Origin of the sequence: Microbacterium sp., assembly GCF_011620715.1 — a bacterium.
Classification (GTDB): domain Bacteria; phylum Actinomycetota; class Actinomycetes; order Actinomycetales; family Microbacteriaceae; genus Microbacterium.
In genome coordinates this window covers 34938-57923 of record NZ_WOYP01000123.1, presented here as the reverse complement: position 1 = coordinate 57923, position 22986 = coordinate 34938, and the positions used below count along the sequence as shown (strand labels likewise).

Sequence of the window (22986 nt, the reverse complement as noted above, 5' to 3'; positions counted from 1 at the left end):
GCGATCGCCGTCGTCGGACTGATCGTGCTGTTCACCTTCCCGGTGCGCTTCTAGGCGCCCGGTCTCACAGCCCTTGCACGGCCTTCAATCGACCGCTGGCGATCGCGTCCGTGAAGGCGCGGTAGTCGGCGTCGTTCTGGTCGGCGTAGGACTCGGCGAAATCGGCGATCGCCTTGTCGAATGTGTCGGACTTGCCGAGGTAGGCGGCGATCTCGACGCGGTCGCCCGATCGGGCGTGCGCACGAGCGAGCGTCTCACCGCAGATCCGTGCGTACAGCAACGCGCCTTTGGGCGCCGCCTTCTCCGGGTCGAGAGACCCCTTCCAATCGTGGAGCTGGCGAATGTAGAAGTCGCGCTCGATCCGACCTTCGCCCTTGACCCGCTGCCACCCGAGGAAGATGTCGCTGGAGCCCTGCATCAGGCGCTGCCCGCGCACGACGCGCTCGCCCTGGTTCTCATACGCGCACGGCTCGAGGAAGCGCTCGAGCACTGATGCCTGAGCCTCCTTCGCCTGGAGGAACAGCGGGTCGGCATCGTCACGCCCGCGCAGCAGCACGATCCACGCGCGAGTTCCGACGCTGCCCACGCCGACGACCTTGCGCGCCATGTGCACGTAGGAGAACTCGGCGAGCGGGCGCCGCGTCGCGGCGGGCACAGTGCTCTGGTACGCCGTGAGGATGCCGCGCATCGACTCTTCGGGGTTCTGGATGCCGAAGTCCTCGGTGATGAGGTCCTCGACCGGGACGATGAGCGGCGGATCGGCGATGATCCGCATCCGTCCGTCCTTCGTGGAGACGAGCTTTGAGAGCGCGAGCGTGCTGTCTTTCGTGCGCGCCTTGGCGACGACGGAATCGAACGTCTTCACCTGCCGCTCGCCGGCTTTGGCGGCCTCGCGCTCCGCGCGTACCCACCCCTGAACGGACTCTGCGTCGAGGTGGTCGTACCATGCCTCCATCACACCCGACTCGGCGGCTCGCAGCATCCGCTCGCGGTATCCGCGCGCGGCCGCGAGGATGATCTCCCGTCGCTCTACGTCGGTGAAGCCGCGATGCCTGCCGGCGATCTCGAAGCTCGCGACGAGCCGCTTCACATCCCACTCGAACGGGCCGGGGTGCGTCTCGTCGAAGTCGTTGATGTCGAAGACCAGGCGACGTTCGGCGCTGCCGAACAGCCCGAAATTCGACAGGTGCGCGTCACCGCACAGCTGCACGGTCAGGCCGCTGCTCGGTGTGTGCGCGAGGTCGGCGGCCATGAGCAGCGCGGCGCCGCGGTAGAACGTGAAGGGGGAGACCATCATGCGGCCGTGTCGCACCGGCACGAGGTCGGTGACGCGCGAGGTCGCCTGCTCCTCGAGCAGCGCCACCGGGTCGGTGCGGTCCTCGGGCGGCGACCACGCGGCGTGACTTGAGCGCGGAGCGCGTACCCGTGCGGCCCGTCCGTATGCGCGTCGGCCCTCGAAATCGGACGGAGCCGGAGCGATCGTCTCAGCGGTCATGCCTTCGTCGGCCATGGGTGCTCCCTTCGTGGCTCGTCGACGCCCGCGAGAAGGCGCCCGGCGAGTCCTGGGCACAGTCTGCCAACTCGCCCATCGAGGCGGAATACTGGCGAGGTCCGAGATGCGAAAGATCACCCGAAAGGGATGTCACCGTGGCACACCCAGAACCCGCCGCCCTAAGACCGCTGGAATCACCGCGCGCGGCCGCGCTGGCGGGAGTCCTCTTCGCGGTGCTGTTCACCGCTGCGCTCCTGCTCTTCGTGACGTCGCTGAGCCTGTGGGTGACGCTGATCTTCCCGGGCTGGGTGTTCGGCGTCAGCATCCTGATCCTGGTGCAGAACTACCGGCATCGGACGGTCACAACGGTCAGTTGAGGCCGAACAGGTCCAATGGGTGGGTCAGCCGCCACCAGGCACTCGGCGGCTCGATGTCGGCGGCGAGCGCAACGGTCGTGCTCGTCGAATCGAGCGGCCCCGCGACCGAGAGGGTTCCCACACCGGCGCCCTTCTGGCGCGCGTCGCCGAGCGAGAACATCGTCGTGACCGCTCCGGCCCCGCCGTTCCACAGGATGACGTCAGCATCCTCGGACGTCACGATCGCGACCTCTTCACCCCACCGCGTGGTGACGTGTCCGACGACGGTGCCTTCGGTCACCGACGGCAGCGGCTGCAGGCCCGCTTCGACTTCGGCGTACAGCGAGCGCGAGGCCGCGAGGCGGGCCGCATCGTCGGGCTGGCCGAGGACGGCGCTGTAGACGCGGACCGTCGTATCGCCCACGACGATGTCCTTGGCCGAGAGCAGGTTGTACGAGTCGAGCGAGCCGGTCTTCACGCCGACCACTCCGGGGTCCACGAGCAGGCCGTTCGTGTTCGCGACCAGGCCGGCCCCCGGCAGCTCGACGGACTGCTTCGCGACGATCTCCGCAATCACCGGTTCGGCGAGCGCCTTCTCGGCGAGGGTGATCAGCGCCTCCGGGCTGGCCGTGTTGCGCGGGTCTATCCCGGTCGGCTCGACGACCGTCACCCCGGGAACGCCGTGCGCGGTGAGCCACGTGCTCGCGGCGCTCGCGAACACGGCATCCGTCGGCCAGAGGTTGCCGGCGAGGCGGTCGGCGTAGTTGCTCGCCGAGCCCATCAGCATGCCCTCCAGGAGCTGGTACTGGGTCAGGGTGCCCCCCACCGGCACGTCGAGCGCGGACTCGTTCTCGCCCAGGTAATCCCAGTACGCCGCCCTGTCCCGCGAGGTGAAGCGGAACTCGGGCCCCTGCTCGCCTGCGGCGAGCGGCATCCGATCAAGCACGAGCAGTGCGGTCACGACCTTCGTGATGCTCGCGATCTGCACGGCGTCGGCGGCGGATGCCGGCGCTCCGTCGATCCCCGCGACCGCGACGGCCGCGCTGCCGACGCCGGGCCAGGTGAGCGCGGCGGGCGAAGCCGGAATCGGGTCGACCTGCGTCGCGTCGATCGTCGGAGGGATCGCGTGCAGGGGCCACAGCAGCGTCGTGGCCGAGTACGCCCCGATCAGCAGGGCGATGATCACGATCGGAACGATGACTCCGGCGCGCAGCGGCGAACGCCGCGGCGGGCTGCTGAGCAGATCAGGACCGACGGGCACGTAGGGGGATGCCGCTGCGTCGAGCCCGCCCGCGGCCGGCCTGGCATGCGCGAGAGCCTCCTCGTCCACCCAGGCGATCGCGACGCGGCGGGTACGGGCCGGTGCGGTCGGGAGCGGCGGTGCGGTCGGCAGTGGCGGTGCGGCAGGCGGATGGGTGGTCGTCGGTTCGACGGAAGACGCCCCTGCGACGGCATCCACGACACCGACGGTCGAGGACACTCCCCTCGAGCGCGCACGCCGTGTGGGCGCCGGCGCGACAGCGTCGTCGGGAGTCATTCGCCTAAATTACCCCGTCGCAGCCGGGCTATAATCATTCCGTCAACACGGGAGTCCGGTGTGCCGGGCTGAGAGGAAGCGAAAACGCTTCGACCGTCGAACCTGATCTGGGTCATGCCAGCGCAGGAAGGAGATCTGCAGTGAGTGTTTCCACGTCCTCATCCGCCGGCATCCGTCGTGGCCTTTCGCACGTGGTATGGCGGTGGCGGGTCGTCGACATCGTCGTGGCCAGTGTCATCGCGGTCGCATGCGCGGTCGTCTTCCTGCTCTGGAACGTCGGCTACCAGGCACCCAGTGCGCTGCTGGGGCCGTTGCTGCCCGGATTGCAGGGCCTGCTCGCCGGACCATGGCTGGTCGCGGGAGTGCTCGGCGGACTCATCATCCGCAAGCCCGGCGCCGCGCTCTACACCGAGCTCGTCGCCGCGGTCATCTCGGCGCTCGTCGGCAGCCAGTGGGGGCCGCTGACGATCGTTTCAGGAATCGTGCAGGGGCTGGGCGCCGAGATCGTCTTCCTGCTGTTCGCCTACGCAGTCTGGCGTCTGCCGGTCGCGATCCTCGCCGGTGCGGGCGCGGGGCTGGCGTGCGGCATCAACGACCGCATCCTCTGGTACGCGGGAGCCGACACGACCTTCACGATCGTGTACATCGTCTCCACGACGATCTCCGGGGCCCTGATCGCCGGAGCCGGGTCGTGGTTCGTCGCACGCGGGCTCGCGGCCACCGGAGCGCTGAACCGGTTCGCCTCGGGTCGCGAAGCGACACGGCGCGTCTAGCGCGGCGCCCTGCCCGTGACCGCCGCGATGAGTGCGGGTCGGCCCGCGAGCGTCGAGGCCCGCGGGTGGGGGTGGCGCTACGCCACGCGCCTGAAGTGGGCGGTGCAGGATGCGTCCTTCCGCATCGAACAGGGCGAGCGCGTGCTGCTGCTCGGCGCGTCGGGTTCGGGCAAGTCGACCCTCCTGGCCGGCCTCGCGGGCCTGCTGGGGGGCGACGACGAGGGCGAGCAGACCGGAGCCCTGACGATCGACGGCGAACCGGCGGCGCAGGCGCGCGGCCGCGCCGGCATGGTGCTGCAGGACCCCGACAGCCAGGTGATCCTCGCGCGGGCGGGGGATGACGTCGCGTTCGGGTGCGAGAACCTCGGAGTGCCGCGGCAGGAGATCTGGCCGCGGGTGCGCGCCGCGCTCGATGCGGTCGGACTCGCGGTCGCGCTGGACCGATCGACGTCGGCCCTCTCCGGAGGGCAGAAGCAGCGCCTCGCGCTGGCCGGCGTGATCGCGATGCGCCCCGGGGTCATCCTGCTCGACGAGCCGACCGCGAACCTGGACCCCGCAGGCGTGATCGAGGTGCGGGATGCCGTGCGGCGGGTCGTCGAAGCCACCGGCGCGACGCTCATCGTGGTGGAGCATCGGCTGGAGGTGTGGCTGCCGCTCGTGGACCGGGTGCTGGTGCTCGGGGCATCCGGACTTGTCGCGGATGGGTCGCCCGAGGCGGTGCTGCGCGATCGCGGCGCTGAGCTCGCCGCCGGCGGAGTGTGGGTTCCCGGCATCCCCCCGGCGTCTCCGGCGCCGCCCGCTCGAGCGCCCGGCGAGACGCTGCTGCGGGCGGAGTCGCTGGTGGTCTCGCGCGTGCGCGGCACTGCGGTCGCCGGACCGGTCGATCTGGAGGTGCGCGCCGGCGAGGTGCTCGGCATCGTGGGGCCCAATGGCGCCGGCAAGTCGACGCTCGGTTTGACTCTGGCGGGCCTGGTCCGTCCCGAGGCGGGCCGGGTCGCAGCATCCGCTCTGCTGTCCGACGGGGCGAAGGGCGACCCGATCACGTGGTCGTCGCGGGCCCTGCTTACCCGCATCGGAACGGTGTTCCAGGACCCGGAGCATCAGCTGCTGACCACGACGGTCCGGGCCGAGCTCGAGGTCGGCCCGCGTGCACTCGGGCTCCCGCCGGCCGAGATCGCGGCGCGCGTCGAGGAGCTGCTCGAGCGGCTGCGGCTGTCAGCTCTCGCCGAGGCGAACCCCTACACCCTCTCGGGCGGCGAGAAGCGGCGGCTGACCGTCGCCGCGATGCTCGCAACGCGCCCGCGGGTGATGGTGCTCGACGAGCCGACGTTCGGGCAGGATGCCGCCACCTGGGCCGAGCTCGTCGCCATCATCGCGCGGCTGCGCGACGGCGCCGGCGAAGACGCGGGTGCTGCGGTCGTCGCGATCACGCACGACGAGACCGTGCTCGACGCCCTGTGCGCGCGCCGCTTCGCGATCGGGGCACGATCGTGAGCGCGACGGCGACCCGGCGCGGCCCGATCGCGGCGCTGAACCCGGTGGCCAAGCTGGGAGCGGCGCTGCTGATCGCGCTGCCCCTGGTGCTCACGATCGATCCGGTCTCGGCCGCGGTCGCGCTGCTGCTCGAGCTGCCGCTGCTGGCTGCGGCGGGCCTGCACCGGCGCGAGTTCTGGGTTCGCACGCTGCCGATCTGGATCGCCGCGCCGCTGGCCGCAGTGACGATCGCGCTCTACGGAGCGACCAGCGGAGAGGTGTACGCCGAGTGGTTCGTTGTGCGCATCAGCGAAGGCTCGCTCACGCTGGCTCTCGCGACGTTCTTCCGCGTGCTGGCGATCGGCCTGCCCGCGGTGGTGCTGTTCGTGACGGTCGACCCGACGGATCTGGCCGACGGGCTCGCCCAGCTGCTCAGGCTGCCTGCGCGCTTCGTGCTCGGCGGCCTGGCCGGCATGCGCCTGCTCGGGCTGCTGACCCACGACTGGCGCGCTCTGGCGCTCGCGCGACGTGCGCGGGGGGTCGCCGACACGGGTCGGGTGCGCCGCTCGCTCGGCATGGCGTTCGCCCTGCTCGTGCTGTCCATCCGCCGCGGATCGACCCTCGCCACCGCGATGGAGGCGCGCGGGTTCGGCGGCAGCGGGCCGCGCACGTGGGCCCGCGAGTCGCGCTTCGGCTGGCGCGACTGGATGCTGCTCGCCGTCGGCGCCGCCATCTCGGCGACCGCGATCACGGTCGCGGTCCTGACCGGCTCATGGAACTTCATCCTCGGCGGCGCAGCGTAGCCGTTCGGTCGGCGTTCGGCGGTCGGGTCGAGAGTCTCTGCGTTGTGCACGCACCGACGCGATCACGGGGCGGATGGCCGACCTGCACCAGACCGACACCCCGTCCGGCCGTGAGCGGTGAGATTGAGTCCCGCCTAGAATGGAATGCAGTCGCACGTTCGAAGGAGAGCACATGGACATCGCCGGAGCCTCTGCCCTGGTCACCGGCGGAGCGAGCGGTCTCGGACTCGCGACGGCTCGCCGGCTCGCCGCAGCCGGTGCGGCAGTCACGATCATCGACCTGCCGGCTTCGGCCGGCTCTGACGTCGCCGCCGAGTTGGGCGGCACATTCGCGCCTGCCGACGTCACCAGCCCTGAGCAGGTCGCAGCGGCGGTGCAGACCGCAGCGGCATCCGGGCCCCTCCGCGTCGTCGTCAACTGCGCGGGTATCGCGCCCCCGGCGAAAGTGCTCGACCGCGACGGCAATCCCTCGCCGCTCGATGCGTTCGAGCGCATCATCCGCGTGAACCTGATCGGCACGTACAACGTGATCGCCCAGGCATCGGCCGTCATGTCGCACACCGATCCCGACGCCGAGAGCGGGGACCGCGGGGTCATCGTCAACACCGCGAGCGTCGCCGCGTTCGACGGTCAGATCGGGCAGCCCGCCTACTCGGCGAGCAAGGGCGGCGTGCACGCGATGACGCTGCCGATCGCGCGGGAACTCGCCCGGTACGGCATCCGGGTCGTCACGATCGCGCCCGGGATCATGGAGACGCCCATGCTCGCCGGACTGCCGCGGGCGGCGCAGGATTCGCTCGGCGAGCAGGTGCCGTACCCGGCACGCCTCGGCCGGCCCGACGAGTACGCACGACTGGTACTGTCGATTGTCGACAACGGCTACCTCAACGGCGAGACCGTCCGCCTCGACGGCGCGATCCGCATGGCCCCGAGATGACCGGCGCGGCTGCGCCGGGATCCGATCAAGGAGACTCATGAGCGACTCGATCCTTCTCACGCGCGAGGGCGGCCTGGCCCGCGTCACGCTCAACCGCCCGGCGTCCCTCAACGCTGTGAACTTCGAGATGGGCACGCGGTGGCGCGACATCGCCCGCGAGGTCACATCCGACCCTTCCGTGGGGGCCGTGATCCTGGATGCCGCGGGCCGGGCGTTCTGCGGCGGGGGCGACGTCATGATGATGGCGAGTTCAGGCGGAGGCGGGGGCGGCGTCTCGGCGACCGCTGAGGTCATCCACGACGGCATCCGAACGTGGGTGCTCAGCGACAAGCCGATCGTCGCGGCCGTGCAGGGCGCTGTCGCCGGCGGCGGGCTGGGGCTCATGCTGAGCGCCGACTACATCGTCGCGTCGGACTCGGCGAAGTTCGTGAGCAAGTACGCGAACATCGGCCTCACGCCCGACCTCGGCGTCTCCACGCTGCTGCCGGCCGCGATCGGCCAGCGCCGCGCGCTGCAGCTGCTGCTGCAGGACCGCACCCTGGGCGCGCAAGAAGCACTCGACTGGGGCCTTGTCGCCGAGGTCGTTCCGCTCTCCGACCTCGCCGGGCGCGCCGAGCAGGTCGCGCGGTTCTGGCTCGAGAACGCCACCGCCGCGTTCGGACAGGCCAAGCGGCTCATCCGCGTCGGGGCCCATCGCACATTCGAGGAGAACCTGGCCGACGAGGCAAAGACGATCGGCGTGAGCCTGGACGCCGATGAGTCGAAGGTGCGCGTCGCGGCCTTCGCCGCGGCCTCCCGCAAGAAGGCCGCCTCGACAGAGAACCCGTGAGCCTGCCGGCAAGACGATCCTGATGTCGGGCGGCAGCGCCCCAGAACCTCGGACGACCGGCTCTTTCCCGACATCTTCGTGTAACGCGCAGCTCAGTGCTTGCCGCCGGTGAACAGCAGGATGCCGCCGAGCCCGATCATCAGCCCCCCGCCGGTCGCCGACAGTGCGGCGATGCGCCGAGGCGACTTGCCGAACCACGTGCGCGCGCCGGCCGCGACCAGCGCCCACGCGCCGTCCGAGATCAGGGCGATGACGAAGAAGACGAGCCCGAGCTGGACCATCTGCAGCGGCACCGCCCCGGCATCGAGGTCGACGAACTGCGGCAGCACCGCGACGAAGAACGCGATCGTCTTCGGGTTCGTGATGCCGACGACGAATCCCTCGCCGAGCTGCCGCCAGTGCGAGCGCGGAAGGGCGCCGGCCATCGCGGCTGCGGCGGCACGGTTCCGGTGCCGGATCGCCTGGACGCCGAGGAACATCAGATACAGCGCGCCGGCGACCTTCACGATCGTGAACAGCACGACCGACCGGGCCACGATGCCGCCGACGCCGAGCGCGACGAGACCGATGACCGGCAGCAGCCCGAGTGCGTTGCCGAGCACGCTCAGCAGCCCGCCGATGCGGCCGAGTGCGAGCGCGCGGCCGATCGTGAACAGTACGCTCGGCCCCGGAATAACGATCAGCACGAGCGCCGCGAACACGAAGGCGAGCAGATTCTCGAGCGGAACCACCGATCTCCCTCCGTCGACCTGAAGGAACGATACTGGAATGCCGCGTCCGCCGTTTCGACGCGCTGCGCCCACGCCGCGGGAGGAGCGCGGGCCAGGCTTCACGCAGGTGCGTCCCCTAGCCTGGGAGCATGACGACCAGGCCCGAGGGAACACCCGTGCGACAGGTGCGCCCGAAGACCGAAGGCTGGCAGCAGAAGAAGGACGCCGACGGCAGGCCTCTGCTGCAGTTCGCAAGCCCGAAGCGGGGCAAGCCGCCCGTGCATCTGGCCGACCTCACCCCCGAGGAGCGCGTCGCGAAGGTCACCGAGTTCGGCATGCCCGGTTTCCGCGCGAAGCAGCTCGAGAAGCACTACTTCACCCACTGGACGCATGACCCCGCGGCGATGAGCGACCTGCCGGCCGCCGGCCGCGACGAGTTCGTACACGGGATGCTGCCGCCCCTGCTGACCGAGGTGCGACGACTCGCGACCGATCGCGGCGACACGATCAAGTTCGTCTGGAAGCTCCACGATGGAGCCCTGGTCGAGTCGGTCCTGATGCGCTACCCGGGGCGGATCACGCTGTGCGTGTCGTCGCAGGCCGGATGCGGCATGAACTGCCCGTTCTGCGCCACAGGCCAGGCCGGCCTCACCCGCAATATGTCGGCCGCCGAGATCATCGAGCAGATCGTGCGCGCGAACCGGCTCATCGCCGACGGCGGGCTGGGGGGAAAGTCCCGTCGATCCGCTCAGGGACCGGGCCAGGCACCCGAGCGCGTGAGCAACATCGTGTTCATGGGGATGGGCGAGCCGCTCGCGAACTACGCGCGCGTGATGCAGGCCGTGCGCGTGATGACCGACAAGAAGCGCGGCCTCGGTATGAGCGCTCGCGGCATCACGGTCTCGAGCGTCGGGCTCGTGCCGGCGATCCTCAAGCTCGCGGACGAGGACGTCCCGGTGACATTCGCCCTCTCGCTGCACGCGCCCGACGACACGCTGCGCGACGAGCTCATTCCGGTGAACTCGCGCTGGAAGGTCGACGAGGCGCTCGATGCGGCGCGCAACTACTTCGACAAGACCGGTCGCCGCGTCTCGATCGAGTACGCGCTCATCAAGGACATGAACGACCACGGCTGGCGCGCCGATCTGCTCGCCGAGAAGCTCAACGCGCGTGGCCGCGGCTGGGTGCACGTGAACCCGATTCCGCTGAACCCGACGCCGGGCTCGATCTGGACGGCATCCGACGTCTCGGTGCAGAACGAGTTCGTGCGCCGGCTCAACGACGCGGGCATTCCGACGACTCTCCGCGACACGCGCGGCAAGGAGATCGACGGCGCGTGCGGTCAGCTCGTCGCGACGATCGACGACGAAGCCGCCGCAGCGGCCACGCCCATCGAACACTGAGATTCCCCGGCCGAGCGGCCGGACTGACAGAATCGGCTCATGCCGAGCTGGCTCATTCTCGCGATCGTCGCCCTCGTGTTCTCGGTCGCCGCCACCTGGGTGGTGCGCCGACTGCTGGATGTCGAGGTGGGGTGGCTGCGCGCCTGGGTCACTGCGATCGTCGTGTTCGCCCTCGCGGTGCCCGTGGCGGTATGGTCGCTGACCAACGCGGGCGTGTACGACGACGGCCGCTTCGTGGCCAGCCCACCCATCGCGACCGCGTTCGTCGCGCTCACGGTGGGGTGGATGCTCGCCGCGGTCGTCATCGCGGTCCTGTCGCTGGAGTTCTTGTGGCCCTCCCGCCGGTGGCGCAAGCCGATCACGGTCGCGCGCGACGTGCTCCGTCGGCGTGACCGCGGGCGCCGCTATGCGCAGATCCTCACGATCGGCTCGCGTCACGGACTGACGTTCTACGAGAGCCGGCGTCACGGCGAAGGCGAAGAGGACGACCTGCCGACGGCTCTCGTGTCGGCGATGAACGAAGCCGGGGTGACCTTCGTCAAGCTCGGCCAGGTGCTCGCCTCGAGAGAGGACGTGCTGCCTCCGGCGTTCATCGAAGCCTTCTCGACGCTGCAGATGGACTCCTCGCCGATCCCCTGGCCGGAGGCGGAGGCGGCCATCGTGGCGCAGCTGGGCCGGCCCCTCGCCGACGTCTTCGCCGAGATCGATCAGACACCTCTCGCCGCGGCATCCGTCGCGCAGGTGCATGCCGCGCGACTCGTGAGCGGCGACGACGTGGTGGTGAAGATCCAGCGGCCACGGGCGCGCGCGCAGGTCACGACCGATCTCGACATCCTGGAGCGCCTGGCGACGGAGGCCGAGAAGCGCACCGAATGGGCGAAGGCGTACGGTGCGCGCGCACTCGTCGCGGAGTTCTCCCGCGTGCTGCGCGATGAGCTCGACTACCGCGTCGAGGTGGCGAACACCGAGATGCTTCGCGGGGCGATCGCCGCGTCGGGTGCGGCGACGTGGCTGCACGTGCCCACGGGGTACAAGGAGTACTCGACGACCCAGATGATCGTGCAGGAGCGTGTCCACGGAACGCCGTTCGGAAAGCTGGACCCGGGAGCGATGCCCCCTGAACAGGCCAAGCGCATCGCCGACGCACTGCTGCAAGCCGTCTTCGACCAGATCGGGGTCCGCGGCATCTTCCACGCCGACCTGCACGCCGGCAACGTCGTCCTGGGCGAGGATCGCACCGTCACTCTGCTCGATTTCGGCTCGGTGGGTGTGATCGAGCGCAGTCTGCGTCGCCTGCTGGTGCCGCTGCTGATCGGCGTCGCCAACGAGGACGACGTCGCGGTCACCGATGCCGTGCTGCTGATCTGCGGGGCCCCGGCACGCGACTCCGGCTCAACGCCCTTCAGCGCCGTGACTCTGCAGCGCGATATCGGCATGATCCTCACCCGCGTGCACAACTCCCGGGTCGACGAGAACATCTTCCGGCTCCTGGTCGACGTGCTGCGCCGCAACCGGATGGCGATGCCGCCCTCGCTGCTGCTCGTCTTCCGCACCCTCATCTCGCTCGAAGGCACGCTGCGCAGACTCGTGCCCGACTACGACATGGTGGCGCGCGCGCTCGAGATCGCCCCGCGCATGGCGCTTTCCCTCACCACGCCGCGAGGGGTCATACTCACGGCGCAGACCTGGTCGGCGCTGCTGAGCGAACAGACGCGCCGGCTTCCGCGACGCATCGAAAGTCTGACCCGCTCGCTCGAAGAGGGCACTCTCGAGTTCAGGCTGCGCGCATTCGAGAGCAGGAACGAGCGCACGTGGGTCGACGGCATCATGGGCCGCATCACGACGACCGCGGTCGGCATCACGCTCGTCATCGCCGGCATCATGCTCGGTGTCGCCGGCGGCGGCCCGATGGTGACCGGTGACGTCTCGGCGTTCTCCTTCCTCGGCGCCGTCGTCGGGCTCGGCGGGCTGCTGCTGCTGATGAGGAGCCTGCGCACCGCGCTCCGGCGACGCTGAGGAGCCACGAACGACGGATGCCGCGGCACGCGTCAACCCCGGGTCCGGTGTCGTCGCACGCGGGTAGCGTTGAAGGATGGTCAATTATCGATATCTGGGCAACAGCGGTCTCAAGGTCTCGGAGATCACCTACGGGAACTGGGTGACGCACGGCTCTCAGGTGGGTGACGCGGACGCGATCGCCACGGTGCATCATGCCCTCGATCTGGGCATCACCACCTTCGACACGGCCGATGTGTACGCCGACACCGCTGCCGAAACCGTCCTCGGCAAAGCGATCGCCGGGCAGCGGCGCGAATCGCTCGAGATCTTCACGAAGGTCTACCTGCCCACCGGTCCCAAGGGTCCCAACGACAGCGGCCTGAGCCGCAAGCACATCTTCGAGGCGATCAACGGATCGCTGAAGCGCCTCGGCACCGACCACGTCGACCTCTACCAGGCGCACCGCTACGACTACGAGACCCCGCTCGAAGAGACGATGCAGGCTTTCGCCGACCTCGTGCGTCAGGGCAAGGCGCTGTACATCGGCGTCTCGGAATGGACGGCCGAGCAGCTGCGCGAGGGTCACGCGCTCGCGAAGGACCTCGGCTTCCAGCTCATCTCCAACCAGCCGCAGTACTCGATGCTGTGGCGGGTCATCGAGGGCAAGGTCGTGCCCGCCTCCGAGGAGCTGGGCATTTCGCAGGTCGTCTGGTCGCCGATGGCGCAGGGCGTGCTCAGCGGCAAGTATCTGCCCGGCCGGCCCGCACCGGCGGGATCGCGGGCGACCGACGAGAAGTTCGGCGCGAACGTGATCAAGCGGCTGCTGGCCGACGACGTGCTCGCGGCCGTGCAGAAGCTCAAGCCCATCGCCGACGAGGCGGGGCTCACGATGCCCCAGCTCGCTATCGCATGGGTGCTGCAGAACCCGAACGTCGCCGCTGCGCTGGTCGGAGCATCCCGCCCCGAACAGCTCGACGACACCGTCAAGGCGTCGGGTGTCACCCTCGACCAGGGCACCATGGCCGCGATCGACGACGCCGTCGGCGGTGTTGCGGTGACCGACCCCGAACAGACGTACTCGGCCTCACCGAAGTCGCGCCTCACCGACCGCCTGCGCGCCTGAGTCGAGCCCTGGGAACTGCGCGTGGCCGTGACCAGCGCCGGAATCCTTCTCTACCGCCTGGGGAAAGGGGCGCCGGAGGTGCTGATCGCGCACATGGGCGGTCCGTACTGGGCGGGCAAGGATGCCGCGGCGTGGTCGATCCCGAAGGGCGAGTACGACCCCGAGTCCGAAGCGGCGCTCGACGCCGCCCGCCGCGAGTTCAGGGAGGAGCTCGGAGTGAGCGCACCCGACCTTCCGTACGCGCAGCTCGGCACCTTCGAATACTCGTCCGGCAAGCGCCTCACGGTTTTCGTCGCCGACGGCGCGGACTTCTCGCTCGAGGGCCTCGTTTTCGGTGAGTTCGAACTGGAATGGCCGCCGCGGTCAGGCCACGCGCAGTCGTTCCCCGAAATCGACCGGGTCGAGTGGGCGACGACGGATGCCGCCCGCGAGCGCCTCGTCAAGGGTCAGCGTCCCGCGCTCGATGCGCTCGAGGAGCACCTCGCGAAAGCGGGTCTGTGAGGCGGAGCGCCGCTCATCCTCCCGCCGCCAGTTCGCGACGCCGCATGAGACCGAGCGCGGCAGCGCCGGTGACGACGATCACCCCGAGCAGCCACCACAGCCCGCGCACATCGACTCCGTCGGCCACCGGAACGGGCGCCGCTGCGACCGGCGACAGCCACGTGACGGCTTCGGGCATCCCGACGATCGGCCCGAACAGACCCACGACCGCAGCGAGCACCACGAGCGTCCACCCGACGACGGTGCTCGCGTGCGGCGCGACCACGAAGACGAGGGCCGTCACGACGAGGAAGACGCTCGCTGCCGCCACCTGACCGAGGGCGACGGTCACGGCGCCGCGGTACAGACCTGAGTCGCCGTCGCTGATCGCGATGCCGACGGATGCCGCGGCGAGTCCCGCCGCGAGGATGATCACGATCGCGGCGAAGCCGACGATCACGAAGTCGGCGAGCCAGCGGACCCGGTCGGTCGGGGTCGCGAGCACGATCTCGGCGGTGCCATGCGACTCCTCCTGCCGTGCGCGCGTGATCGTCTGCACTCCAGCGCACGCGGCGAGGATGCCGATCATCACGAAGAACGTCGTGAGCACGCCCTGCTCGATCGACCCCTGCTGACTCGCAATCTGGGCGAGGATCGCTTTGATCGCCGGGTTGTCGGCGCCCACCTCCTGCACCACTGTCCCGAGGGTCGTGGCGAGCAGTCCCGAGAGTGCGCCGCCGATCGCCCACCCGATGATCGAGCCGGCCGACAGCCGCCAGACCAGAGCGGTCGTGGAGCGCAAGGCCGGACGAGCGTCGACGCGGCCGGCGCGCTCCGCGATAAAGCTTGAGTTCACGTCCCTGAGGCTCTGCAGCGCCACCGCGGTGCCGGCGAACGCGAGACCGGCGAGCGCGCACAGCAGCAGAGGCCAGAGGTTGTCGTCGGCGTACGGCCGCGAGTTCTCGGCCCAGCCGAACGGCGAGAGCCACGTCAGCCACGAACTCTCCATCCGCTGAAGGTCATCGCTCGGAGCGCCGGACGCATTGCCGATGCCGGCGAGCAGGTACGTCACGAGCAGTACGGTTACCGACGTGGTGTTCGCGCCGCGGGACGTGCGCATGAACTGCGCCGCGCACAGGCCGACGCCGAGAAAGAAGACGCCGACCGTGCCGGCGGCTGCACCGACCACGAGCGATCCCGTCGCCTCCAGCCCGGCGGCGATCAGCGCGAACGCGGAGACCAGGGACAGAACGACATCGGCGACGAGTCCGTGCACGATCGTGACCACGGTGGGCAGCATCCTGCCGGCGGGCGTGCCGCCGACCAGCTCGGCGCGCCCGGTCTCCTCTTCCATGCGGGTGTGGCGCACGGCCAGGAACAAGCTCATGAAGGCCGCCAGCATGCACAGGAACGGCACGATCAGGAAGCCGATGAACGCGCCTTCGCCCGCGCCCGACGGCAGGCCGCGGAAGAGCAGGATCACGGGGTTGGCGATCGCGGCGACCAGCAGTGATCGCCGATCGCGCTCGGTCTCGAAGGAGTCCATGACACCCGCGTACGCGGCGAAGGCGAGAAGCGCCGTGCCGCCGATCCAGAGCGCGAGCTGCAGGCCGTCGCGGCGCACGCGCTGTCGGTACAGTGCGGCGAAGCGGTTCATGATGACCGAGTGCGGCGCTGGGCAGTCTCCTCCCCGCCGCCCAGGTCGTCGCCGTAGTGGCGGAGGAACAGGTCTTCGAGCGAGGGCGGTTCGATGCGCAGCCCCTGCACGCCGAGAGCACCAAGCGCGGGTAGCGTTCCCGCGATCGCGTCGCTGTCGACGGTCAGGTGGGCGCGTCCGTCGGCGACGCGCACATCGTGAGCACCGGGGATGCCGGTAAGGACCGCCGCGTCGGTGACGGTGAACGACACCTCGGTGCGCGTGAGGTGCCGCAGCTCGGCGAGTGTGCCGGACTCGACGATCCTTCCCGCCCGGATGATGCTGACGCGATCGCACAGCTGCTCGACTTCGGAGAGGATGTGGCTGGACAGCAGCACCGTTGCCCCGGCATCCCGAACGCGTGCGATCTCGCGCCGGAACGTGACCTCCATGAGCGGATCGAGCCCGCTCGTCGGCTCGTCGAGGATGTACAGCTCGGCGGGCACCGCGAACGCCGCGATCAGGGCGACCTTCTGCCGATTGCCCTTCGAATACGCCCGGCCCTTCTTTCGCGGGTCGAACTGGAAAGCCTCCATCAGGCGAGCCTTGGTGTCGCGGAAGGCGGGGTCTGTGCGATCAGCTCCGCGCATTCGCGACAGCAGATCGACCGTCTCGCCGCCTGAGAGATTCGGCCACACGCTGACGTCCCCCGGGACGGTTGCGATTCGCCGGTGGAGGGCGACCGAATCCCGCCAGGGGTCGCCGCCGAAGACGGTCGCCTCGCCGGCGGTGGCGCGGGCGAGTCCGAGCAGGATGCGGATCGTCGTGGACTTGCCGGAGCCGTTGGGTCCGAGGAAACCGTGGACCTGTCCGGACTCCACCTCGAGATCGAGACCGTCCAGTGCGCGGACACGGCCGTAGTGCTTGGTAAGGGCGCTCGTACGGATGACCGTGGACATGCCCGTGAGGGTATGCCGATTTCACAGGTTTGTGAATACCTGTGAAGAATCTGCGTGCCTGTCCGTTGTGTATACGCACGCGGTGCCGAATCCGGCAATTTTGAGCAGGAGCGCTACTTGTGTATACAATAGGCAGCGATCCGACGAGGAGGTGCAGGATGCGGGCGAGTGACCGTGCGTACGCCGAGCTCCTTGCGCAGATTCAGAACGGCGCTCTTGCTCCCGGGACCGTCCTCGGCGAGGTCGAGCAGGCGGCCCGGCTCGGGGTCAGTCGCACCCCGCTGCGTGAAGCGCTCAGCCGGCTGGCCGCCGACGGCCTCGTCGTGCAGCAATCGCCCCGGGTGACCGTGGTGAGCGATGTCGACGTCGACGACATCCGTGCGCTGTTCGAGCTGCGACGTGCCCTCGAAGAGACCGCCGCCCGTCTTTCGGCGGTCCGGGGCGACTCCGCGGCATTCGCCGCACTCGCCGAGGACTTCGCGCGCTCCAGCCTCGGCGGCGACGCCGGCCGTGACGCGTATTACGCGCTGATCGCCCGCTACGACGCCGAGCTCGACGCCTCGGTCGACAACGACTACCTCACGTCCGCGTTGCGGACGGTGCGCACCCACCTCGTGCGCGTGCGGCGGCTCGCCCGCGACATCCCCGAGCGTCTCGTCGCGTCCGTCGCGGAGCACCGCCTGATCGCCACGGCGATCGCCGAGCGGGATGCCGACCTCGCCGCGCACGCGACGCACGTGCACCTGCACAACGCGCTCGCCACGATCCTCGCGTCCGTCGATGCTTCGACGAGCGCGCAGACACAACTCCCACTGCAGACCCCCGAGCTGGTTTCAGGGTCGCGACCATGAAAGGCATGCCATGACCGTCACCCACCACCTCCGCGTCCACCGCAGCGACGAGCACCTCGAACGCTCGGGCCAGCTCGCCTGGCGCATCGCCGAGGTGGCCGCCGACCCTGTCGAGGTCGAGCCCGACGTGGTCGACATGATCATCAACCGCGTGATCGACAATGCCGCCGTGGCGGCGGCATCCCTCACCCGCGCCCCCGTCAGCGCCGCCCGTCAGCAGGCTCTCGATCACGCCGTCTCGGTCAGCGGCAAGGGCTCGACCGTGTTCGGCTGCGCGATCGAGCGGCGCACCAGCCCGGAATGGGCGGCATGGGCCAACGGCGTCGCCGTGCGCGAACTCGACTACCACGACACTTTCCTGGCAGCCGAGTACTCGCACCCGGGCGACAACATCCCTCCGATCGTGGCCGTCGCCCAGCACGTCGGCTCCGACGGACGGGCGCTGGTGCGCGGCATCGCGACCGGCTACGAGATCCAGATCGACCTGGTGCGTGCGATCTCGCTGCACAAGCACAAGATCGATCACGTCGCCCACCTCGGCCCGTCGGCCGCGGCCGGCATCGGCACCCTCCTCGGTCTTCCCGTCGAGACGATCTACCAGGCCGTCGGCCAGGCCCTGCACACGACCACCGCGACCCGCCAGTCGCGCAAGGGCGAGATCTCGACCTGGAAGGCGCACGCCCCGGCGTTCGCCGGCAAGATGGCCGTCGAGGCCGTCGACCGCGCCATGCGCGGTGAGACCAGCCCGTCGCCGATCTACGAAGGCGAAGACGGCGTGATCGCGTGGATGCTGGACGGACCCGACGCGTCGTACGACGTGCCGCTTCCGGCCGAGGGCGAGGCCAAGCGCGGCATCCTGGATTCGTACACGAAGGAGCACTCGGCCGAATACCAGGCACAGGCCTGGATCGACCTGGCCCGCAAGCTCGGCACCGAGCACCCGTCGCTGCGCGAGGGCAAGGGGGCGGACGGGCAGGAGATCGAGTCGATCGTGCTGCACACGAGCCACCACACGCACTACGTGATCGGCTCGGGCGCGAACGATCCGCAGAAGTACGACCCCACCGCATCCCGCGAGACGCTCGACCACTCGATCCCGTACATCTTCACCGTCGCCCTGCAGGACGGCACGTGGCACCACGTCGACTCGTACGCCCCCGAGCGCGCGGGCCGCGAAGACACCGTCGCCCTCTGGCACAAGGTCACCACCGCCGAAGATGCGGAGTGGACCCGCCGATACCATTCCGAGGACCCGAACGAGAAGGCGTTCGGCGGAAGGGTGGTCATCCGCTTCACGGACGGCACCGAGATCGTCGACGAGATCGCTGTCGCCGACGCGCATCCCCTCGGGGCTCGTCCGTTCGCACGCGAGGACTACATCCGCAAGTTCCGCATTCTCGCCGAGCCCGTGCTCGCGCCCGAGGAGATCGAGCGGTTCCTCGACCTGGCCCAGCGCCTGCCCGAGCTCACCGCCGCTGAGGTCGGACAGCTCACCATCGTCGCGGAGCACGGCGTGCTGGCCGGCGCCCCGGCCCCGAAGGGGCTCTTCTGATGCGGCGATCCGACGCGCTCGCACGAACGGGAGGTTTCCGTTGCTGTATTCGATGACCACCGCCTCCGAGAAGAGGCGCCTGTTCCGCGAGCGGCTCTCCTCGGGTGAACTGCTGCGATTCCCCGGAGCCTTCAATCCGCTGAGCGCGAAGCTCATCGAGCAGAAGGGCTTTGAGGGCGTCTACATCTCCGGTGCCGTGCTGAGCGCCGATCTCGGGCTCCCCGACATCGGACTCACCACCCTCACCGAGGTCGCCGGTCGCGGTCAGCAGATCGCACGCATGACCGAACTGCCGGCCATCATCGACGCCGACACCGGGTTCGGCGAGCCGATGAACGTCGCCCGCACGATCCAGACGCTCGAAGATGCCGGTCTTGCCGGCACCCACATCGAGGACCAGGTCAACCCGAAGCGCTGCGGGCATCTCGACGGCAAGGCGGTCGTCGATGAGAACACCGCGATCAAGCGCATCCGCGCGGCCGTGGACGCTCGCCGCGATCCCAACTTCCTCGTCATGGCGCGCACCGACATCCGCGCGGTCGAAGGCCTGGAATCCGCCGTCGACCGGGCCAAAGCGCTGGTGGATGCCGGGGCCGACGCGATCTTCCCCGAGGCGATGCGCTCGCTCGAGGAGTTCGCGGCCATGCGCGCCGCGCTCGAGGTGCCGATTCTCGCCAACATGACCGAGTTCGGCAAGAGCGAGCTGTTCTCGGTCGATCAGCTGCGCGACGTCGGAGTGAACATCGTCATCTGGCCGGTCTCGCTCCTGCGGATCGCGATGGGGGCGGCGGGCCGCGCTCTGGATACGCTGATCGACGACGGACACCTCACCTCGAAGCTCGCAGAGATGCAGCATCGCGCAGATCTGTATGACCTGATCGACTATGAGGACTACAACCGCTTCGACACTTCGGTGTTCAACTTCCAGATCACCCGGTGACCCTCCTCGAGGAAGAAGAGACATGACAGAGATCGAGATCAAGAAGGGCCTCGCGGGGGTCTACGTCGACTACACGGCGGTGTCGAAGGTCAACCCGGAGACCAACAGCCTGCTCTACCGGGGCTATCCCGTGCAGGAGCTCGCGGCCACCCAGCCGTTCGAGGCCGTCGCCTACCTGCTCTGGTACGGCGAACTGCCCACCGACGAGCAGCTGGCCGACTTCACCGCCGAAGAGCGCGCGAACCGCGCGCTCGAGGACAACGTGCGACAGGCGATCGACCTGGTGCCGCTCGATGCGCACCCGATGGATGTGCTGCGCACCGCGGTGTCGCTGGTCGGCGCGTCGGACCCGGCGGCGTTCGACAACTCCCGCGAGTCGGATCTCGTGAAGTCGCGGCGCCTGTTCGCCAAGCTTCCGGCCATGGTCGCTTACGACCAGCGCCGTCGCCACGGACTGGGCATCGTCGACCCGCGCGAAGACCTCGACTACGCGCAGAACTTCCTCTGGATGACGTTCGGCGACGTGCCCGACCCCGTGGTCGCGCGCGCTTTCAACGTCTCGATGATCCTGTACGCCGAGCACTCGTTCAACGCGTCGACGTTCACGGCGCGCGTCATCACCAGCACGACGGCCGACCTCTACTCGGCCGTCGTCGGAGCCATCGGCGCGCTCAAGGGCCCGCTGCACGGGGGCGCCAACGAGGCGGTCATGCACATCTTCGACGAGATCGGCAGCGCGTCGAACGTCGGCCCCTGGCTCGACACCGCGCTCGCCGAAAAGCGCAAGATCATGGGGTTCGGACACCGCGTGTACAAGAACGGAGACTCGCGCGTGCCGACGATGAAAGCCGCGCTCGACACGCTTGTCGAGCACTACTCGGCCGAGGGTGACACCGCCGTGGAGCTCGCGGCGCTCTACGACGCGCTCGAGTCGGAGTTCGTCTCCCGCAAGGGCATCTACCCGAACCTCGACTATCCGTCCGGGCCGGCATACAACCTGATGGGCTTCGACACGCTGACCTTCACCCCGCTGTTCGTCGCGTCGCGGATCACCGGCTGGACCGCGCACATCATGGAGCAGGCGGCATCCAATGCCCTCATCCGTCCGCTGTCGGCCTACAACGGCCCCGACGAGCGTCACATCGAGGGCTACGTGCCGGATGTGGCGGCCACGGCAGACCGCCCCGCGGAAGCGGCCGGCTGACCCGGCGCGTCGGCCTGCGCGGCCTGCGCGGTGGCGTGCTCGTCGCTCCGGTCGGCGGTTTGGTCGAAACGGCGGATGCGGGCGACCAGATCGGTGACCTCGCGTCTGCTTGAAATCCGCCTGCGCGCCGTCGAGCTCGGCTCGGGTTCGACGGATGATCGCCGCCGGAGCCGGAGGAACCCTCGCGAAGTCGAAGGGCGGTCGGCCGGCCGCGTCCCCTCGTTCCTGTGCCCGACGTCGCCTCGCAGATCAGCCTTGCCCGCCGACCTGCTTCTGCCGTCGCGTGACGACGCTCAGGACAAGGGTCAGCACCAAGAAGGCAACGATCGTGGTCGTTCCAGACGAAGACAGAGAAGCACTCTGACCCGATCCAAGGCCGACGAGGAAGCTCGCAATCACCAGACCTACGCCGATCCCCATCCCGAGTACTCCGAGGATGATGGCAACTGTCATGAAACGGTTATCGGTAGACATCAGGTTCGCCTGTTCTTCATTGTGCCCAGCAGCTGGGGGCACTGCTCCGGGGATACCACCGTTGAGGTAGATGGCGCCAATGCTGCTCGTGTCTTTGCAGATCGTCAAGAACACGATCCCCACTCCGAGGACTCCGGCGATCACACCGCTCACAGCAGCAAGAGGAAGACCCGCCACCGTCAAAGCCGATGCCGCGGCGCAAGTCCCAGATGACCATTCACGCCAGGCTGTGACAGCTTGGTCTGCGACGTGCAATCATGTTCTGCACGCGCGACGAGGTACTCGGTGTCATCTCGTTTCCTGAACTGTGCCCAGCGGCGGACGGCGACGGCACGGGGCTGGATTTCTCGGGGATCATGTAAACGAACCGCCACGCCGGACCCGAGGAGCGAGATGACCGAGTACGAGACCATCCTGGTGGAGACCCGCGGTCGGGTCGGCTGGATCACCCTGGACCGCCCCGAGGCGCTCAATGCCCTCAGCGCGCAGGTGATGGACGACGTGGTCGCCGCGGCATCCGTCTTCGACGCCGACGAGCAGATCGGCGCGATCGTGCTCACCGGTTCTGAGCGCGCGTTCGCCGCCGGCGCCGACGTCAAGGAGATGGAGCCGAAGACCGGCGGCGAGATGCTCATGTCCGATCCCTTCGGGGGATGGAGGATGTTCGCGGCCGTCCGCACTCCGGTGATCGCGGCGGTCTCGGGCTACGCCCTGGGGGGCGGGTGCGAGCTCGCGATGATGTGCGACATCATCCTCGCTTCCGACACCGCGAAGTTCGGCCAGCCCGAGATCAACCTCGGCGTCGTTCCGGGCATCGGCGGCTCCCAGCGCCTGATCCGGGCCGTCGGCTACTACAAGGCGGCCGAGCTCGTGCTGACGGGGCGGGTGATGGATGCCGCGGAGGCCGAGCGCATCGGACTCGTCTCTCGGGTCGTCCCGGCCGCCGACCTGCTGGACGAGGCCCGCCGGGTGGCCGAGACGATCGCTTCGAGATCGCTGCCGTCTGTCTACGCCGCCAAGGCGTTGCTCGACGCCGCCATGGAGACCTCGCTCGCCGAGGGGCTTCGCCTGGAACGTCACGTGTTTGCGAGCCTGTTCGACACGGCCGACCAGAAAGAGGGCATGGCCGCCTTCCGTGAGAAGCGCACGCCGAACTTCGAGCACCGCTAGAGCGCGCGGTGTCCTTCAGCGTCACGCGGTCGCGCGCGTTCTGCGTGCGCCGCTCGGGCTGACTAGACTCGGTGGGACAAAGGAGTTTCTATGAAGATCGTCGCCCCTGTCAAGGATGCCCCCGACACGTTCGGGGATCGCACGTCGACCCTCGAGACGGGCCCGGCCGCTCGCGCCGCGGGCCACGCCGTGCTCGAAGCGAACAAGGCCAAGTAGGGTCCTCGGGATGGCGACGTTCGGTACCCAGCTTCGACGCGGGCTCCCACGCCGATCCGGCGGCGACCTT

The 22986-nt window shown here is 69.3% G+C and carries 22 protein-coding genes and 1 riboswitch; of the genes, 16 read left to right on the top strand and 6 right to left on the bottom strand.

What is annotated here, in order from left to right:
• Positions 1 to 64 precede the first annotated feature (64 nt).
• Positions 65 to 1510 carry a DUF2252 domain-containing protein gene (locus QZV84_RS11410; protein ID WP_292829529.1) on the bottom strand — a complete coding sequence of 482 codons (1446 nt, stop codon included), beginning with the start codon at positions 1508 to 1510 and terminating at the stop codon, positions 65 to 67.
• A 137-nt stretch (positions 1511 to 1647) separates the two neighbouring features.
• On the opposite strand from QZV84_RS11410, the gene QZV84_RS11405 reads away from it, so the two are divergent.
• Positions 1648 to 1869 (top strand): hypothetical protein, encoded by a 222-nt coding sequence (locus QZV84_RS11405; protein WP_292829527.1) that lies wholly within the window; start codon positions 1648 to 1650, stop codon positions 1867 to 1869.
• On the opposite strand, the gene QZV84_RS11400 is transcribed toward QZV84_RS11405, so the two are convergent.
• Entirely contained in the window at positions 1862 to 3328 is a 1467-nt protein-coding gene (locus QZV84_RS11400; protein WP_292829525.1) for a D-alanyl-D-alanine carboxypeptidase, read from the bottom strand. The two genes, QZV84_RS11405 and QZV84_RS11400, sit on opposite strands and share 8 nt — an antisense overlap.
• A gap of 94 nt (positions 3329 to 3422) precedes the next feature.
• A riboswitch (TPP riboswitch) is annotated at positions 3423 to 3531 on the top strand.
• Here QZV84_RS11400 and QZV84_RS11395 point away from each other — a divergent pair.
• From QZV84_RS11395 to QZV84_RS11375, 5 genes are all read left to right on the top strand, one after another.
• Complete coding sequence (locus QZV84_RS11395) at positions 3526 to 4158, top strand: ECF transporter S component (protein WP_292829523.1); 633 nt, start codon at positions 3526 to 3528, stop codon at positions 4156 to 4158. Its footprint overlaps the riboswitch before it by 6 nt.
• A gap of 27 nt (positions 4159 to 4185) precedes the next feature.
• Positions 4186 to 5652: an ABC transporter ATP-binding protein gene (locus tag QZV84_RS11390; protein WP_292829535.1), complete on the top strand. Its 1467-nt coding sequence runs from the start codon at positions 4186 to 4188 to the stop codon at positions 5650 to 5652.
• Positions 5646 to 6434, top strand: coding sequence for an energy-coupling factor transporter transmembrane component T (locus QZV84_RS11385; protein ID WP_292829533.1), 789 nt, complete (start codon positions 5646 to 5648; stop codon positions 6432 to 6434). The genes QZV84_RS11390 and QZV84_RS11385 overlap by 7 nt, the downstream gene beginning before the upstream one ends.
• Positions 6435 to 6606: 172 nt before the next feature.
• Entirely contained in the window at positions 6607 to 7371 is a 765-nt protein-coding gene (locus QZV84_RS11380; RefSeq protein WP_292829521.1) for an SDR family NAD(P)-dependent oxidoreductase, read from the top strand.
• A 37-nt stretch (positions 7372 to 7408) separates the two neighbouring features.
• Complete coding sequence (locus tag QZV84_RS11375) at positions 7409 to 8200, top strand: enoyl-CoA hydratase/isomerase family protein (protein ID WP_292829519.1); 792 nt, start codon at positions 7409 to 7411, stop codon at positions 8198 to 8200.
• A gap of 92 nt (positions 8201 to 8292) precedes the next feature.
• Here QZV84_RS11375 and QZV84_RS11370 read toward each other — a convergent pair whose 3' ends face one another.
• On the bottom strand, positions 8293 to 8931 hold the full coding sequence (locus QZV84_RS11370; RefSeq protein ID WP_292829517.1) for a LysE family translocator: 639 nt from the start codon (positions 8929 to 8931) through the stop codon (positions 8293 to 8295).
• Positions 8932 to 9059: 128 nt separating this feature from the next.
• Here QZV84_RS11370 and rlmN point away from each other — a divergent pair, with 128 nt between their 5' ends.
• The 4 genes from rlmN (at position 9060) to QZV84_RS11350 (ending at position 13935) form a co-directional block, all read left to right on the top strand.
• Entirely contained in the window at positions 9060 to 10313 is a 1254-nt protein-coding gene (gene rlmN, locus QZV84_RS11365; RefSeq protein ID WP_292829515.1) for a 23S rRNA (adenine(2503)-C(2))-methyltransferase RlmN, read from the top strand.
• A gap of 39 nt (positions 10314 to 10352) precedes the next feature.
• Positions 10353 to 12329 (top strand): AarF/UbiB family protein, encoded by a 1977-nt coding sequence (locus QZV84_RS11360; RefSeq protein WP_292829513.1) that lies wholly within the window; start codon positions 10353 to 10355, stop codon positions 12327 to 12329.
• Positions 12330 to 12405: 76 nt separating this feature from the next.
• Positions 12406 to 13434, top strand: coding sequence for an aldo/keto reductase family protein (locus tag QZV84_RS11355; RefSeq protein WP_292829511.1), 1029 nt, complete (start codon positions 12406 to 12408; stop codon positions 13432 to 13434).
• 21 nt (positions 13435 to 13455) lie between these two features.
• Positions 13456 to 13935, top strand: coding sequence for an NUDIX domain-containing protein (locus QZV84_RS11350; protein WP_292829509.1), 480 nt, complete (start codon positions 13456 to 13458; stop codon positions 13933 to 13935).
• Between the two features lie 13 nt (positions 13936 to 13948).
• Here the strand turns inward: QZV84_RS11350 and QZV84_RS11345 are convergent, their stop codons facing one another.
• Both QZV84_RS11345 and QZV84_RS11340 read right to left on the bottom strand, forming a co-directional pair.
• Positions 13949 to 15571, bottom strand: coding sequence for a polyketide antibiotic transporter (locus QZV84_RS11345; protein WP_292829507.1), 1623 nt, complete (start codon positions 15569 to 15571; stop codon positions 13949 to 13951).
• Complete coding sequence (locus QZV84_RS11340; protein ID WP_292829505.1) at positions 15568 to 16509, bottom strand: ABC transporter ATP-binding protein; 942 nt, start codon at positions 16507 to 16509, stop codon at positions 15568 to 15570. Before QZV84_RS11340 ends, QZV84_RS11345 begins: the two co-directional genes overlap by 4 nt.
• Before the next feature lie 158 nt (positions 16510 to 16667).
• On the opposite strand from QZV84_RS11340, the gene QZV84_RS11335 reads away from it, so the two are divergent.
• Genes QZV84_RS11335 through QZV84_RS11320 form a run of 4 tightly spaced genes read left to right on the top strand, consistent with a single transcriptional unit; the run spans position 16668 to position 21056 of the window.
• Complete coding sequence (locus tag QZV84_RS11335; protein ID WP_292829503.1) at positions 16668 to 17360, top strand: GntR family transcriptional regulator; 693 nt, start codon at positions 16668 to 16670, stop codon at positions 17358 to 17360.
• A gap of 10 nt (positions 17361 to 17370) precedes the next feature.
• Positions 17371 to 18912 carry an MmgE/PrpD family protein gene (locus QZV84_RS11330; protein WP_292829501.1) on the top strand — a complete coding sequence of 514 codons (1542 nt, stop codon included), beginning with the start codon at positions 17371 to 17373 and terminating at the stop codon, positions 18910 to 18912.
• A 40-nt stretch (positions 18913 to 18952) separates the two neighbouring features.
• The gene (gene prpB / locus QZV84_RS11325) at positions 18953 to 19852 is read left to right on the top strand and encodes a methylisocitrate lyase (RefSeq protein WP_292829499.1); all 900 of its coding nucleotides are present in this window, start codon (positions 18953 to 18955) and stop codon (positions 19850 to 19852) included.
• A 22-nt stretch (positions 19853 to 19874) separates the two neighbouring features.
• Positions 19875 to 21056, top strand: coding sequence for a bifunctional 2-methylcitrate synthase/citrate synthase (locus QZV84_RS11320; RefSeq protein WP_292829497.1), 1182 nt, complete (start codon positions 19875 to 19877; stop codon positions 21054 to 21056).
• Positions 21057 to 21305: 249 nt separating this feature from the next.
• On the opposite strand, the gene QZV84_RS11315 is transcribed toward QZV84_RS11320, so the two are convergent.
• Entirely contained in the window at positions 21306 to 21707 is a 402-nt protein-coding gene (locus QZV84_RS11315; RefSeq protein ID WP_292829495.1) for a hypothetical protein, read from the bottom strand.
• A 216-nt stretch (positions 21708 to 21923) separates the two neighbouring features.
• Here QZV84_RS11315 and QZV84_RS11310 point away from each other — a divergent pair, with 216 nt between their 5' ends.
• Together QZV84_RS11310 and QZV84_RS11305 are read left to right on the top strand one after the other, a co-directional pair.
• On the top strand, positions 21924 to 22700 hold the full coding sequence (locus QZV84_RS11310; protein ID WP_292829493.1) for an enoyl-CoA hydratase-related protein: 777 nt from the start codon (positions 21924 to 21926) through the stop codon (positions 22698 to 22700).
• Positions 22701 to 22790: 90 nt separating this feature from the next.
• Positions 22791 to 22916, top strand: a complete 126-nt coding sequence (locus QZV84_RS11305; RefSeq protein ID WP_292829491.1) for a hypothetical protein — start codon at positions 22791 to 22793, stop codon at positions 22914 to 22916.
• Positions 22917 to 22986 lie beyond the last annotated feature (70 nt).